The organism is Cohnella endophytica (genome assembly GCF_003628305.1).
Classification (GTDB): Bacteria; Bacillota; Bacilli; order Paenibacillales; family Paenibacillaceae; genus Cohnella; species Cohnella endophytica.
The window spans coordinates 270,609-284,025 of sequence record NZ_RBZM01000010.1 but is presented as its reverse complement, the minus strand read 5'-3'; the positions used below and the strand labels follow the sequence as shown (position 1 = coordinate 284,025).

Here is a 13,417-nt window from a genome sequence, read left to right as displayed (position 1 = left end):
TCACCCGTCCGCCACTAACCTAGAAGTTAGCAAGCTAACTTCTAGATTCGTTCGACTTGCATGTATTAGGCACGCCGCCAGCGTTCGTCCTGAGCCAGGATCAAACTCTCCATAATAGTGAAGCCGAAGCTTCTTATTAAAGAGCCTTTGAGGCTCAATCTGTATTGCTGGTTTGTCTCCGCCGACTCGAAAGTCGACCTCGACGATTGTTTGTTTCTTACGCTCAATGTTCAGTTTTCAAAGAACAATTTGTGTTTCGTTTTTCGTCGTCCGCGCTAACGGCGACTTGATTAATATATCACAGCGCCTACCTCGATTGCAACAAGTAATTTCTACCAGTTAACTTCTTTCTCTCGAGCCGACCGATGTGTCCATCAGGCGCGAGAAATAATATATCACGTCCGCCAAGTGCCCGTCAACCATTTTCGTAAACTTTTTTCACTCCTTAAAGTCTTCCCTACATTCGGCCAAGCATGCAACGAACAAAGAACCCGCTCCCGCAGGTTCCTTCATACAAGTAACGCCCATTGCAAGCCTAGCACCAGACCGACTCCCGGAACGCCCAGCACCGCGACAGTCCCGATCGTGAAGGGATTTAGAGGGACATACCACCCGTTCACCCAACCGGAGAAGTTCAGCGCATATAACGCCAACGCCGCCATGACCAGATGCAATCCAAAGCGCATCAACCAACCTTTGGGGGCTTTCCGTCTAATAAGCACGTAACCCAGCGATACGCCCGATACGACTAACAGCGCGAGCCAGAACGTTTTCATCCCGCCCCCTCGCTTTCCTTGATAACGGAGACATTGTTCCAATGCCACTTCGCTTGTTTATGAAGCATGCTAAGCTTTTTCTCCGCTGCTTCGAGACAATAGATCGCATAATCCACTTGATCTTCGCCGAGCGCGTAATGGAACCTCCACTCCGCGACGCTCCGTTCATGCTCCGCTTTGCGAATATCCGCAACCAGCCTTTGTTGTTCGATCGACTGTACCGGCGCCGATTCCCGTTTCTTATTCCAGACCACGACGATCCCTCCCGCGTCTCGCAAGGGGCAGCCCATTGGGACAACCCATTACTATATGTATACACGGGACGAATCGATTAGAACTCCAACCTGACTCAACTACGAAAAAAAGACGCCCAGGGGCGCCTCATTGTATAAGTTCGTTATTACCGCCAATTCCGCCATACCGCTAATAAAGCTCTCTCCGGCCTTCTAAGGCTTTGGAAATCGTCACTTCGTCCGCGTACTCCAAATCTCCTCCGACCGGAAGTCCATGAGCGATGCGAGTCACTTTAATGCCGAACGGCTTCACGAGACGGGAAAGGTACATCGCGGTAGCTTCTCCCTCAATGTTGGGGTTCGTAGCCAAGATGAGCTCTTGCACGGTATCATCGCCCAGTCTGCGCACCAATTCGGCGATCCGGATGTCATCGGGTCCGAGGCCGTCCATCGGAGAGATCGCGCCGTTCAGCACATGGTAATGGCCGTTGAATTCGCGGGTCCTCTCCATCGCCACCAAGTCCTTCGGCTCCTGGACGACGCAGATGACCGATACGTCCCTGGACTTATCCGAACAAATCCGGCAAGGGTCCGTATCGGTAATATTGCAGCAAATGGAGCAATAGGTGAGATTCCTCTTGACGTTAACCAACGCCTTCGCGAAATCGATCACGTCTTCTTCCTTCATTCGCAACACGTAAAAAGCGAGCCTGGCGGCCGTCTTCGGCCCGATGCCCGGAAGGCGGGAGAAGGAGTCGATCAGCTTGGCAATCGGTTCTGGATAAAACAAGGGCTCCAGTCTCCTCTATTTATCGTTTGCGGGGGTTTAGAATAATCCTGGGATTTTCATTCCGCCGGTGTATTTGCTCATGTCTTGGTTAGCGAGTTCATCCGCTTTCGACAACGCGTCGTTAACGGCCGTAAGAACGAGGTCTTGCAACATTTCCACGTCTTCAGGATCGACGGCTTCCGGCTTGATCTTAATATCGAGAAGTTTCTTGTGGCCGTTGATGGACACGGTTACGACTCCGCCGCCCGCCGTGCCTTCGATCGTCTTGGTTCCCAGCTCTTCTTGAGCTTTCATCATTTGCTCTTGCATCTTCTTCACTTGCTTCATCATTTGGTTCATGTTGTTCATTGAGGATAGCCTCCTAGAATATAGTGGTATGCCATGCGGCCGACCAACCTAAGTTAGTCGTCTTTAATCGTGACCAATTGTTCCCCGAACAATCGGACGGCTTCGTCGATTAGCGGCTCGGCCTTCTCTCCCGATTCGTCGTCCGGGATGAGCTGCAGTTCCTCTCCCGCGCGATCGGCTTTCGGTTGACCGGAGCTTTCCGCAACCGCTTCTTGCCATTCCTTCTGCATCAGGGTGACCAACTGGGTCGGTTGACCGTAAATAGAACTTAGAACCCCTTCGATAACGCCTTTGTTCGCGGGTCTCTCGGTCGTCTCGCGGTGAATCGTATTCTTGAACGCGACCGCCATCGCACCGTCCGCATATGCAACCGGTTCTCCGTCGGTCAGCCACGCATGAACGGTTACCCGTTCCTCCTTGACTCTCTGGAGAATTTGCGGCCATTTCGCGATCGATGGCCCCGAGCCGGCATGCGCCTCCACGAAAGCATTCAGCTTCGCGCGCGAGACTTGCGCCGGACGCGATGCGCCGGACCCGCTACCGCCGCCGACTGAGCTCGCCCTAGAACTGCCGCTCGAGCTTGATGGCGAAGAACCGCCCGAAGCGTGATTGCCGCCACCGCCGGCAAGCAAAGAACCGAGCTTGCTCTCCAGCGCCGCGATCTGCTGCTTGAGTTGACCCAGCTCTACGCGCCCGACTCCGCCGCCGGCAGCGTTAGCCTCCCCGGCGCCCGACGAAGCAATCGGTTCGTCCGAGCACAGCTTAAGCAAGGCGATCTCGAACATCGTCTGCGGATGGGCCGCGTACTTCATCTCGCCCTGATAACGATTGAGCAAGTCAATAATAGCAAATAACCGCTCGCGAGAAAATCCACTCGACATTTCCTTCAGTTCCGCTGGATTGGCGATACGACCCGAAGAGTCTCCGGCATCCGGCGCCAATTGCGCCAGCAACAGGTCCCTGAAGTAATGCATGAGCTGCTCCAGACTCTTATCCGCGCTCTTGCCCGCACGCATCATCTCGTCGATCTCCAGCAACACCTTGGAAGCATCGCGGTCGCGAACCGCGATCGCAAGCCTCGAGAATTGCTCGGAAGGCAAGCCTCCCGTCGCCTCGACCGCATGCGCCAACGTTACTTGCCCGCCCGTAAAGGAAGAGATCTGGTCCAACAGGCTTAGCGCATCGCGCATTCCCCCGTCGGATAACCGGGCGATATAACGAATCGCTTCCTCTTCCGCCCCGATCTTCTCCACCGAGCAAATTTCCCGAAGCCGGCTCGATTGCTCTTCCAATGAAACGCGCCTGAAGTCGAAACGCTGACAACGGGAAATGATCGTTGGCGGCAGCTTGTGCGGCTCCGTCGTCGCAAGCACGAACATGACGTGGCCGGGCGGCTCCTCCAATGTTTTGAGAAGTGCATTAAAGGCTTCCGTCGTCAGCATGTGCACTTCGTCGATAATATACACCTTACGCCGCACTTCCGTCGGCGAATATTTCACTTTATCCCGAATATCGCGGATTTCTTCGACCCCGCGGTTCGAGGCCGCATCGATCTCGACGACGTCCATGACGGAACCGCTCGTAATCCGCTGACATTGAGAGCACTCATTGCAAGGCTCGGTGGAGGGGCCGTGTTCGCAGTTGACCGCTTTGGCCAATATTTTCGCCGCGCTCGTCTTTCCCGTTCCCCGAGGCCCGCTGAACAAGTAAGCATGGGATAACCGATCCTCGCGGATCGCGTTCTGCAAAGTTTGTACGATATGTTGTTGCCCGACCATGTCCTTGAACGTCTGGGGACGCCAGGCTCGGTACAAAGCAAGATGTGCCATTGCTTGTCGCTCCCGTCAGCTTACCGTTTCATTCATTATACAACATAGGGAGACCGCGCTCCACCGGCAGTATGTATATTAATCCCCGCGTTCTCCCCCGTCGTAAGGAATCCACACGATAAATTTCGTGCCCTCTTCGCTCGATAACACCTCGATGCTGCCGCCTAAGTCATGAACGATCCGCTGGCACACGGATAGTCCCAGTCCGGTTCCTTGCGGCTTCGTCGTGAAGAAAGGGTCAAACACTTTGTCCAGGAAATCCGGCGGAATTCCCGGCCCCGTATCTTGAATCTCGATCGCGATTTTATCGGATTCGTACGGATAATGATTCTCGCGAATTATTAATGTCCCTCCTTCGCCCATAGCTTCGATCGCGTTTTTGCCAAGATTCAAAAATACTTGTTTCAGCAATTCCTTGTCTGCCAGTATCGGGGGCAGCTCCGGCTTTGGGCGATAGATCACGGTTACGCTATGAAGAAGCGCCTCGTTCCGGATCATCGGGAGTATTTCCTGCAGCACTTTCCCTACGCGCATGGAAGCCCGTTTCGCTTCCTTAGGCTTGCTTAGCAGCAGAAAATCGCTGACGAGATCGTTCACCCGCTCCAATTCCGTCAGGACGATGCCTACGAACTCCCTTTCTTTGACCATCTCCCGATCGGCCAGCGTCCTGTTCAGCAATTGCATGAACCCCTTGATCGCCGTTAACGGATTGCGAATCTCATGGGCCGTCCCCGCAGCGATCTGCCCGATCGTCTTCAGCCGATCGGAGCGTCTAATCTGCTCCTCCAGATTCAGCAAATGAGACACGTCCCGGAAGAGCACGAATGCCCCCGTTATCAGGCCGTCTTCTTGCAGCGTTTCTCCATCCAGCATTAATTTGATGCTAATCTTATCCCTCGTCCAATTTAGCTCTCGGTTACGGAACGACGCGCCCTCGATCAAACTTCGGTCAAACGGCCGTTGTTGCATGTCAACGAAGCTCATCCAGGCTTCCACCGGTTGATCGATTACGTCCGAGCGTTCGCAGCCGAATACGGCGCAAATCATATCGCTCGCTTCGACGATACGGAAATCCGAATTTATTAACAGTACGCCGATGCTCTCCAACGTCAGAAAACGATTCGCGAATTGCCGGATATAAGAGTCAAGGTCGTTGCGCTTCAGTTGTACGGAATCGTTGTCTGCGAGCATGGCCGGATCGTCTTTCATACGTCTCACCTCCGGTCAACGAAGCCAGCCCAAATGTAAATATTCGGTATATTGGGGTAATTCCCTCCTTTAGGCCTAAGCCGCGAGAAGTATTTTCTGAAAGTACCTGAAAGAAATGGGCGCATAACAAAAAGAAGCATCATGGCATGAAAGCCAAGATGCTTCGTTTATTCGCATTTGAGAACCGTGCACCTGATCTCGATAATTGCGATCCAGCCGTATAAGAGTGTGTCGCTCGGGCCGAGCAACCCTCCAGCACAAGAACTAAACCACTTATGGCTGCTTCCTTCCGGACCTGACCGGGTTCATGGCCGTCCCTTGCGGAGGACTCTGCCGTCAACACGGCACGAAACTTACCGGAACCTGCATCGCAAAACCTAAAACAGGAATTCAACCTCGCTGGAGCGGATTGCGAGTTACAGGGCACCGCTACCTCCCCGTCTAGCACGGCAAAGCTAAGTATAGCGAATTGCGGCGGGAAGTGCAACTGACGGAAGAAGTTCCCTCCCAAGTCTTATTAACCGCGGTCCTATTTGATCGACGTAACGTGAATCGTGTAACGCGGATAGTTAAACCGAAGAACGGTAGCGGCTTGCTGCTCCATCGTAGGAACTTCCCTCGCCAGCATTCCCGCCTTCCGTTTGATCGTTACGTAAGCATCCGCGCCGTTAAACGTAACGGTGGAACCCGCGACTCCGCGCAGGTTCTGGATCGCCTGCGTCATCGTGACGTTATCCCTCGAGTAATTCGTTACGACGTGATGACCGGGCAGTTGCGGATGGGCGTTCGTCATACCGAGATAACCGTCGTTCTTATAGCTTTTGGCGCTTAGCCCCTCCGCGTTGTTGCCGGTATTATTTTTGCCACAGCCTGCCGATGTAAGCAACACGCTAACCAGCATTGCCGTTAACAGCATCCTAATCCCTTGCTTGAGCATGAAAAAAACCTCCCTTTTATCCGGTAGGATTTCAAGGGAGGCTTATCTCTATACGGCAATTCGATTAAATTCCGTATTTCTTTTTGAACTTGTCTACGCGACCGCCTGCATCGATAAACTTTTGTTTACCTGTGTAGAACGGGTGGCAAGCCGAACAGATCTCTACTTTAAGATTCGATTTGATCGAACCTGTTTCGAAAGTGTTTCCGCATGCGCAAGATGCCGTAATCACATTGTATTGCGGATGAATGGATGGTTTCAAAGGGTTCACCTCTTTCTGCCCTGAACCTCATGCGGATCCAGAGTAATTGACACGTGAAAAGATTATAGCACGGCGGACCCTCAATGACAACATCCAAACTAAAGCCCGTCCATTTAGCCGTTTAGTTACGATCGTTCCGTTTGCCGCGGGAGATTCCAATCAGAATCCACTAAATCCAATGATTGTGACTAGGGTATTGTCGGTTTTTTCCTTATAATGAAGCTACATCGGCAGAAAGGCTGGGAGAGCATGAAAATATTGGTGGTAGACGACGAAGCCAGGCATCGGCGAGGCATGTTGAGCTTAATCCGATCTCTCAGACCGGACTATGAGGTACTGACAGCCAATAACGGCCTTGAGGCGCTCGCAACCGTTCAATCGGAGTTGCCCGAGATCGTATTTACCGATATCCGCATGCCCAAGATGGACGGACTCGCGTTTCTGGAGAAGCTACACGACCTAAAGGTTCGTCCGAAGGTCGTTTTTTTATCCGCCTACAATTTGTTCGAATACGCGCAAACCGCCCTCCGGCACGGGGCTTTCGATTATTTGCTGAAGCCCGTGGACACGGAGAAGGTGGAGACGATCCTGCTCCGAATTGAAGCTCATATGAATGACGGACAAGCCGAACACGGCGGCGCGAAGAAGGAATTGCCCGTGCTGGCCTGGCTGAACGGCCGTCTTGATCCGCCGCAGTGCGACGCGTTGGAAAAGGCGGGAATCGCCGCGGGAACCGGCTTGGTCGCATACACGGAATGCGCATGCGCGGACGACGGAAGGCATGCGGTACAAGGCGAGGCGCTGCGCGGCGATCTGGAGCGGGCATGGGAGCCGTTCGGATCGGCCCGGGCATACCTGATCGAAGCCGGAGAGGAAAAGCTTCGCGCCGTTACTGTGGTGAGCGGTTCGGAGCTGGCACTGGCAAATCGCCGGGAAATTCGCCGGCTGCTCGAGGGGATGGCGGACAGCTCGCGTTATGAGGGCGGGAAGCTGATTCATGGCATCGGAGGGTTTTGCAATGATCTGCTTGCGCAAGGTCCGGACTCCTATCGGTCCGCGCATTCGGCACTGCGCCTAACGTTCTATGACCGATGGAACGGGATCGTGTTTCAAGACGAACGAATCTCGACGTCGAACGAAACGCTGGAATTGGACGCGGAGGCGTTGTTCGAAGCCGTCCGCGGCGGGCAATCCGACCGGGCGATCGAAAATTGCCGCACGGCTTTCGACAAGCAGGCAGGCGATGGATGGACGGATCCGGCACGCATTTTGGAAAGCGCTTCACTTACCGTCATGAAGCTCAAGAGCCGCTGCCGGGAGTTGCTGGACCGGGATACCGCCGCCCGGCTGACGGACGCCGCCTGGACGGAAATACCCGCGTGCGAAACGTATTTCGCCGTTCTGTCCGTTATGGAAGCGCGGCTTCTTGATTTGTCGCACGCATTGCAGTCAACGAAGCGAGGTCGTAGCGAATACGCCATGGAGTCGTGCGTCCGCTTGATTCAAGAGCGCTATATGGAGGAACTGACGCTTGAAGTCGTCGCCGAACGGTATTATTTCAACTCCTCTTATTTCAGCACGATGTTCAAGAGCTATACCGGCCGTTCTTTCTCGGAATATTTGACGGAGGCGCGGATGAAGAAGGCCAGGGAATTGCTCGGCGATTCCGATAGCGTCCTCAAAGTATATGCTGTCGCCGAATTGTGCGGCTACCGCGATACGAAGTACTTTTGCCGGCTGTTCAAGAAACACGTCGGGATGACGCCGGAAGCTTACCGCCATCAGCGACTCGGGAGGATGACGCCATGAAGCTTGGATCCAGGCTGCTAATTAGCAATCTGATCTTGATTGCGCTGCCGTTGATCGTTCTGGGTACGCTGTTCTACCGGACGAGCTTAAATGTCGTGACGAAGCAGGCGCAGCAGAATGTTTACCAGATCGTCAAGAAGAGCAATGAAGTCATGGACACCAAGCTGAATCAGATCGAGGCCGACAGCATGACCTTGTTCGCGGACAAGGAGCTGTTCGATATTTTTAACCGTCTCGATCCGACCAGTCAGTACGAATTGCTCCAAGCCGACCGCAAAATATCCGCGATCCTCAGTCGCCAATTCTCGCAGCAAGAGGATTTGTACACTTATCAAATTTGGACGTCCTACTACGCATTCGGTTCCAGTCGCACGATGCCGCAAGGCGAACCAGCGCAAACCCTCATTTATCGGGAAGCCGTGGAGGCGGGCGGCAAAATGGTTTGGTACCCCACCTACGACTTTGTAGAGATGTTTAATCTATCGTGGCTGAAGACAGCCAATTATTACGATTATCGGTACTTATTTTCGGCGACCCGACTGCTCAATTTCTCCCACCTTGAAAACAGCACCATGATGAAACTGAATCCGGGCGTGGAGCGGCCGGTGCTGACGATCAATCTGAAAGCCGATCTGTTCCGCTCGCTGTTCGAACGGAGCATTCCCGCCGACTCTACGTATTTCGTCATTGCTCCGAACGGCAAGATCGTGGCCCATTCCGATTCCAGCAAGTTGACAACCACGTTCGAGGACGACTGGGTGCGTCCGCTGCTGAATGAGGGAACCGGTACGCAGAAGCTCAGATTGGACGGGAAAAACAGAATCGTCTGCTTCGACCGGTCCAAGGTGACCGGGTGGCTGTCCGTCGTCGTCATACCCGAGACGGCCTTGGTCGATCAGATCGTGCCGTCGATCCTGACTTCCACTTTGTCCACGGCCATTCTGCTCGGTTTGGTCGCCGTCACGCTGGCGTTTTTCGTCCTGCGTCGCATCACCGATCCGATCAAGAAACTGATGGCAGCCATGCGCTTCGTCGGGGAAGGCGATTTTCAGACCCGCGTGGAGCCGGCGGCTAACGATGAATTCGGCATTCTGATCCGCAAGTTCAACAATATGAATAACCGTATTCAACTGCTGATCAACGAGAACTACGAAATCAAAATGAAAGAGCAGGAGGCCGAGATCCAAGCCTTGAACCTGCAAATGAACCCTCATTTCCTCTACAACACGCTAAATGTCATGAACTGGATGGCAATCGAGAACCAGCAGAAGGAATTGAGCAAAATGCTCGTATGCCTGTCGAACATGCTGCACTATACGGTCAGCAAGGACTGGGATCTCGTCCACTTGTCCGAAGAAATCGAATGGTTGAACAATTATTTTCATATCATGTCCATGCGTTTTGAAGGCAAGTTCGAGGTGCGCTATGCGATCCAGCCTGACTTGTACGCCTATAAGGTGCCTCGCCTCCTTTTCCAGCCATTCGTCGAAAACGCCATTCTGCACGGCTTCGATCAGATGGAAGACGGCGGCGTCATCGTCGTTTCCGGTCGGATCGAGAACGATCGCCGCGTATTCGCGATTACGGATAACGGCCGCGGGATCGGCGGCGCGATCACTTCGAGCAACAATGACGGCAAAAGAAAATCCGTCGGCATCGGCAATATAAGATCGCGCATCCGCCTACAGTACGGCGAGGAATACGGGGTCGAAATTCATCCTTCCGCCGCGGGAGGAACGATCGTGGAGATCCTCCTTCCGCTCGATTCCGCGGAAACCCAAGGGAAGTCCACCAAATCGAATCAAAATCGGATTTAGCGGACGACAACCGGCTGATATAGTGAAGACATCATAGACTGCAGCTATGAATCGAAAACTAGCGAATTCGGGAGGGGCTTGAATTTGAAAAGATCATCGAAAGCGTTTGCATTTATTCTGATATTCCTATTGACGGCGGCAATAGCGCTACCCGCATGTTCGTCGAAGTCGGAAAACCCGGCGTCATCGGACGGTGCCGGAGCAAGCAGCCCGGAAGCCTCACAGACGAGCGGCTCGGACGAATTGGCGTCCAATGACCCGGTTACGCTCCGGCTGACCTTGTGGGGAAGTCCCGGCGAAGTACAGACATACCAAAAAGCGATCGACCGTTTCCATCAGAAGTATCCGAACATCACCGTGAAGCTGGAGCACATCCCGACCGACTATGACACGAAGCTCACGACGATGGTTGCGGGTAACCAGGAGCCAGACGTGGCGATGATGGAGTCCGGCTCCATCGCCTTCCCCTTGGCCGAGGAAGGCAAGTTCCTGAACCTCCAGCAATTCGTCGATTCGGATTCGGAGCTCAGCGCCGACCGCCTTATTCCGAACATCTCCTATTATTCCGAGCCCGGTAATCTGATCGGCATTGCCCCCGGCCCGGAAACGTTCTCCTTGTACTATAATGTCGACATGTTCAAGGACGCAGGCGTTACGCCGCCATCCGCGAAAGCGGCTGAAGCCTGGACGTGGGACCAGTTCGTCGAAGCCGCAAAGAAGTTAACGATTGACGAAAACGGTAAAAACGCGTCCGATCCCGATTTCAATCCGAAGAAAATCAAGCAGTTCGGCGTCAACGGCGCTAACGGTTGGTGGGGCCCCTGGTCCAACTTCATCTTTAGCAATGGCGGCGATTTCTTATCCGCGGACGGCAAGACGTTCGGCCTGAATCAGCCGGAAGCGGTGGAAGCGTTGCAGAAGGTGGCGGATTTGGTCAACGTGCATCACGTGGCCCCATCCCCGGTGCAATCCAAAAACGTGCCGGGCACGAACGTCGCACTGCAAACCAAGAAAGTCGCGATGGTCATTGACGGACAATGGGCGAACTTCGACCTGAGCAACACGAACGTCAACTACGATGTTGCGCCGTTGCCGGTTATGAAGACGCCGATCACGACGGTCGTGTGCGGCATGTTCTCGGTCTTCAAATCCACCAAGCATCCTCAAGAGGCGTGGGGGCTCGTCAAAGCGCTCCTCGATCCGGAAGGCACGCTGGAGCTGAACCAGAAAGGACTTTGGATGCCTGCGCTAAAGAGTTGGTATGAGGATCCTTCGCTGATCGAGAAGTGGACGGCGAATTCCAAGGGACGGACGCCCGGCTACCAGGACGCCGTCATCGACATGATGCTGGGCTACAGCCATCAGACTCCGACCGGTTATGTCAAAAACTTCAACAAGATCATGGACATCGTCAATCCGGCGTTGGATAAGGTGTGGCTCGGACAGCAGACCGCGCAGCAAGCGATGGATGCGATCGCGGAGAAAGCGCAAGCGCAAGTGAAAGGTCGCCGCGACGTGAAATAGGCGGCAAACGGAAGGGAGACGAGACGGCGACCATCGTAATGATCGCCGTCCGTTCACCTTCATCGCTTTCGAACAAGGAGGGCCGAAATGACAACAGACATCCTCTCGACTCCAGCGCCCGCGCGGGGCAAATCGATCCGTTCCAGGGAACGGAAAGCGCTGCTGTACGGGCTGTTATTCACGCTGCCGGCCACGCTGGGATTTATCTTATTTACGGCAGGACCCATGATCGCGAGCTTCATCCTCAGTTTGACCGACTACAACGTGTTCAAATCAAGGACGAATTTCATCGGCTTCGACCACTATGCCGTTCTGCTCTCGGGTAAAGACGAACTGTTCACCAAATCGCTGGGCGTCACCTTCTACTACGTTGTCCTGAAGGTGCCGGTCACGATTCTGATTTCGTTCGCAATCGCGCTGCTGCTGAACATGAACGTCAAAGGAAGGTCGATCTTCCGGACGATAATCTATTTGCCAAACATCGTGCCGGCAGTCGCAACCTCCATAATCTGGATGTGGCTACTGAACCCGGATCTGGGGCTCGTCAACACGGCGCTGAGCTGGCTGCATCTTCCGACGGGTCAATGGCTATACGCCGAAGGCTCCGTCATTCCGTCCGTCGTCATTACCACGCTATGGGGAATCGGCGGTACCGTCGTCATTTTCCTGGCGGGCTTAAGCGGCATTCCGGACCAATACTACGAGGCCATCGAAGTGGATGGAGGCGGTTGGCGGCACAAGCTTCTGCACATCACGATACCGATGATCAGCCCGACTCTCTTTTTCAATACGGTCATGACTCTGATCGGCTCGTTCCAGGTGTTTAGCGAAGCGTATATTCTTACGCAAGGCGGACCGAACAACGCCAGCCTTTTCTATTTGTTCTATTTATGGCGGACGGCCTTCCGGGACACGGAGATGGGGTATGCTTCCGCCCTTGCGTGGATCATGTTCGCCATCATCCTGGTCTTCACCCTGCTCGTCTTTCGAACCGCCAAATCGTGGGTGTATTACGAGGGGGACGAACGTTCATGAGAGACTCCACATTAAAGCTGAGCGTCGGATACGCTTTTCTCGTCGCGATATCGGCCTTGTTCCTCATTCCGCTGGTCTGGATGGTCCGCAGCGCTCTGATGGATTTGTCGCAAATTTTCGTCATGCCGCCAATCTGGATTCCGCATCCGTTCAAATGGGACAATTTTACCCGTGCGCTCACGACTTTGCCGTTCGACAAGTTCTTCGTCAATACGGCGGTGATCGTCGTTCTCGGCGTCGTTGGAACGGTCGTCAGCAGCACGATCGCGGCATTCGGTTTCTCGCGCATCCAATGGAAGGGGCGGAACCTCGTGTTCGGAATTTTGCTGTCGAGCATGATGCTGCCGGGTGCCGTGACCTTGATCCCGACGTTCCTCGGATGGAAGTCGCTCGGGTTCTACGATACGTACGTTCCGCTTGTTTTGCCCGCCTACTTCGGCGGGGGCATCTTCAACGTGTTCCTGCTTCGGCAATTTTACATGACGATTCCGCGCGATTTCGACGAAGCGGCGGTCGTGGACGGCGCCGGCTTTTTCCAAATCTATTATCGCATCATTCTCCCGCTTAGCCGGTCCGCCGTCATCGTCGTTTCGCTGTTTACGTTTCTGGGCGCATGGAACGACTTTTTCGGACCGCTGATCTATTTGAAATCGAGCGAAAAATTTACGTTGGCGCTGGGACTGCAGATGTTTCAGGGATCCTACACTTCGCAATGGGACTTGCTGATGGCCGCGTCGGCCGCCGTCGTGCTGCCTTGCGTAGTCGTGTTTCTGATCGGTCAAAAATATTTCCTGGAAGGCATTACCCTGACGGGGTTAAAGGGATAGCATCGCGAAGCGATTCAAGGG

The 13,417-nt window shown here is 54.0% G+C and carries 13 protein-coding genes, 1 rRNA gene and 1 other RNA gene; 5 read left to right on the top strand and 10 right to left on the bottom strand.

The features are described 5' to 3' along the window. From D7Z26_RS23055 to rpmE, 10 genes are all read right to left on the bottom strand, one after another. Positions 1 to 116, bottom strand: a 16S ribosomal RNA gene (locus D7Z26_RS23055); the annotation flags it as partial. A 393-nt stretch (positions 117 to 509) separates the two neighbouring features. Further along, positions 510 to 776 (bottom strand): pro-sigmaK processing inhibitor BofA family protein, encoded by a 267-nt coding sequence (locus tag D7Z26_RS23050; protein WP_120979359.1) that lies wholly within the window; start codon positions 774 to 776, stop codon positions 510 to 512. Continuing rightward, entirely contained in the window at positions 773 to 1,030 is a 258-nt protein-coding gene (locus D7Z26_RS23045) for a hypothetical protein (RefSeq protein WP_233567137.1), read from the bottom strand. The genes D7Z26_RS23050 and D7Z26_RS23045 overlap by 4 nt, the downstream gene beginning before the upstream one ends. A 169-nt stretch (positions 1,031 to 1,199) precedes the next feature. Then, complete coding sequence (gene recR / locus D7Z26_RS23040; protein ID WP_120979358.1) at positions 1,200 to 1,799, bottom strand: recombination mediator RecR; 600 nt, start codon at positions 1,797 to 1,799, stop codon at positions 1,200 to 1,202. Positions 1,800 to 1,835: 36 nt separating this feature from the next. After that, positions 1,836 to 2,147, bottom strand: coding sequence for a YbaB/EbfC family nucleoid-associated protein (locus D7Z26_RS23035; RefSeq protein WP_120979357.1), 312 nt, complete (start codon positions 2,145 to 2,147; stop codon positions 1,836 to 1,838). Positions 2,148 to 2,200: 53 nt separating this feature from the next. Beyond that, the gene (gene dnaX, locus D7Z26_RS23030; RefSeq protein WP_120979356.1) at positions 2,201 to 3,976 is read right to left on the bottom strand and encodes a DNA polymerase III subunit gamma/tau; all 1,776 of its coding nucleotides are present in this window, start codon (positions 3,974 to 3,976) and stop codon (positions 2,201 to 2,203) included. 78 nt (positions 3,977 to 4,054) lie between these two features. Continuing rightward, positions 4,055 to 5,185, bottom strand: coding sequence for a two-component system sensor histidine kinase NtrB (locus D7Z26_RS23025; RefSeq protein WP_233567136.1), 1,131 nt, complete (start codon positions 5,183 to 5,185; stop codon positions 4,055 to 4,057). A 184-nt stretch (positions 5,186 to 5,369) separates the two neighbouring features. Continuing rightward, positions 5,370 to 5,635, bottom strand: an RNA gene (gene ffs / locus D7Z26_RS23020) — signal recognition particle sRNA large type. Positions 5,636 to 5,714: 79 nt separating this feature from the next. After that, positions 5,715 to 6,122, bottom strand: coding sequence for a hypothetical protein (locus tag D7Z26_RS23015; protein WP_120979355.1), 408 nt, complete (start codon positions 6,120 to 6,122; stop codon positions 5,715 to 5,717). Positions 6,123 to 6,186: 64 nt separating this feature from the next. Continuing rightward, positions 6,187 to 6,384, bottom strand: coding sequence for a 50S ribosomal protein L31 (rpmE, locus tag D7Z26_RS23010; protein ID WP_120979354.1), 198 nt, complete (start codon positions 6,382 to 6,384; stop codon positions 6,187 to 6,189). Positions 6,385 to 6,633: 249 nt separating this feature from the next. Here rpmE and D7Z26_RS23005 point away from each other — a divergent pair, with 249 nt between their 5' ends. The 5 genes from D7Z26_RS23005 to D7Z26_RS22985 all read left to right on the top strand — a co-directional run bounded on the left by D7Z26_RS23005 (position 6,634) and on the right by D7Z26_RS22985 (position 13,396). Next, a complete protein-coding gene (locus tag D7Z26_RS23005) occupies positions 6,634 to 8,193 on the top strand; it encodes a response regulator transcription factor (RefSeq protein ID WP_158602411.1) in 1,560 nt (519 codons plus the stop codon). Next, on the top strand, positions 8,190 to 10,010 hold the full coding sequence (locus D7Z26_RS23000) for a sensor histidine kinase (RefSeq protein WP_120979352.1): 1,821 nt from the start codon (positions 8,190 to 8,192) through the stop codon (positions 10,008 to 10,010). Before D7Z26_RS23005 ends, D7Z26_RS23000 begins: the two co-directional genes overlap by 4 nt. An 84-nt stretch (positions 10,011 to 10,094) precedes the next feature. Beyond that, positions 10,095 to 11,534, top strand: coding sequence for an ABC transporter substrate-binding protein (locus D7Z26_RS22995; protein WP_233567135.1), 1,440 nt, complete (start codon positions 10,095 to 10,097; stop codon positions 11,532 to 11,534). An 87-nt stretch (positions 11,535 to 11,621) separates the two neighbouring features. Next, the gene (locus tag D7Z26_RS22990; protein ID WP_120979351.1) at positions 11,622 to 12,569 is read left to right on the top strand and encodes a carbohydrate ABC transporter permease; all 948 of its coding nucleotides are present in this window, start codon (positions 11,622 to 11,624) and stop codon (positions 12,567 to 12,569) included. Further along, positions 12,566 to 13,396 (top strand): carbohydrate ABC transporter permease, encoded by an 831-nt coding sequence (locus tag D7Z26_RS22985; protein ID WP_120979350.1) that lies wholly within the window; start codon positions 12,566 to 12,568, stop codon positions 13,394 to 13,396. The genes D7Z26_RS22990 and D7Z26_RS22985 overlap by 4 nt, the downstream gene beginning before the upstream one ends. Positions 13,397 to 13,417 lie beyond the last annotated feature (21 nt).

Bases quoted from the DNA above. Each gene is read 5' to 3' on its own strand.
- D7Z26_RS23025 (WP_233567136.1), bottom strand. From the start codon at position 5,185: ATGAAAGACGATCCGGCCATGCTCGCAGACAACGATTCCGTACAACTG.
- D7Z26_RS23000 (WP_120979352.1), top strand. From the start codon at position 8,190: ATGAAGCTTGGATCCAGGCTGCTAATTAGCAATCTGATCTTGATTGCG.
- D7Z26_RS23050 (WP_120979359.1), bottom strand. From the start codon at position 776: ATGAAAACGTTCTGGCTCGCGCTGTTAGTCGTATCGGGCGTATCGCTG.
- D7Z26_RS23035 (WP_120979357.1), bottom strand. From the start codon at position 2,147: ATGAACAACATGAACCAAATGATGAAGCAAGTGAAGAAGATGCAAGAG.
- D7Z26_RS23005 (WP_158602411.1), top strand. From the start codon at position 6,634: ATGAAAATATTGGTGGTAGACGACGAAGCCAGGCATCGGCGAGGCATG.
- D7Z26_RS23015 (WP_120979355.1), bottom strand. From the start codon at position 6,122: ATGCTCAAGCAAGGGATTAGGATGCTGTTAACGGCAATGCTGGTTAGC.
- D7Z26_RS22985 (WP_120979350.1), top strand. From the start codon at position 12,566: ATGAGAGACTCCACATTAAAGCTGAGCGTCGGATACGCTTTTCTCGTC.
- D7Z26_RS22990 (WP_120979351.1), top strand. From the start codon at position 11,622: ATGACAACAGACATCCTCTCGACTCCAGCGCCCGCGCGGGGCAAATCG.
- dnaX (WP_120979356.1), bottom strand. From the start codon at position 3,976: ATGGCACATCTTGCTTTGTACCGAGCCTGGCGTCCCCAGACGTTCAAG.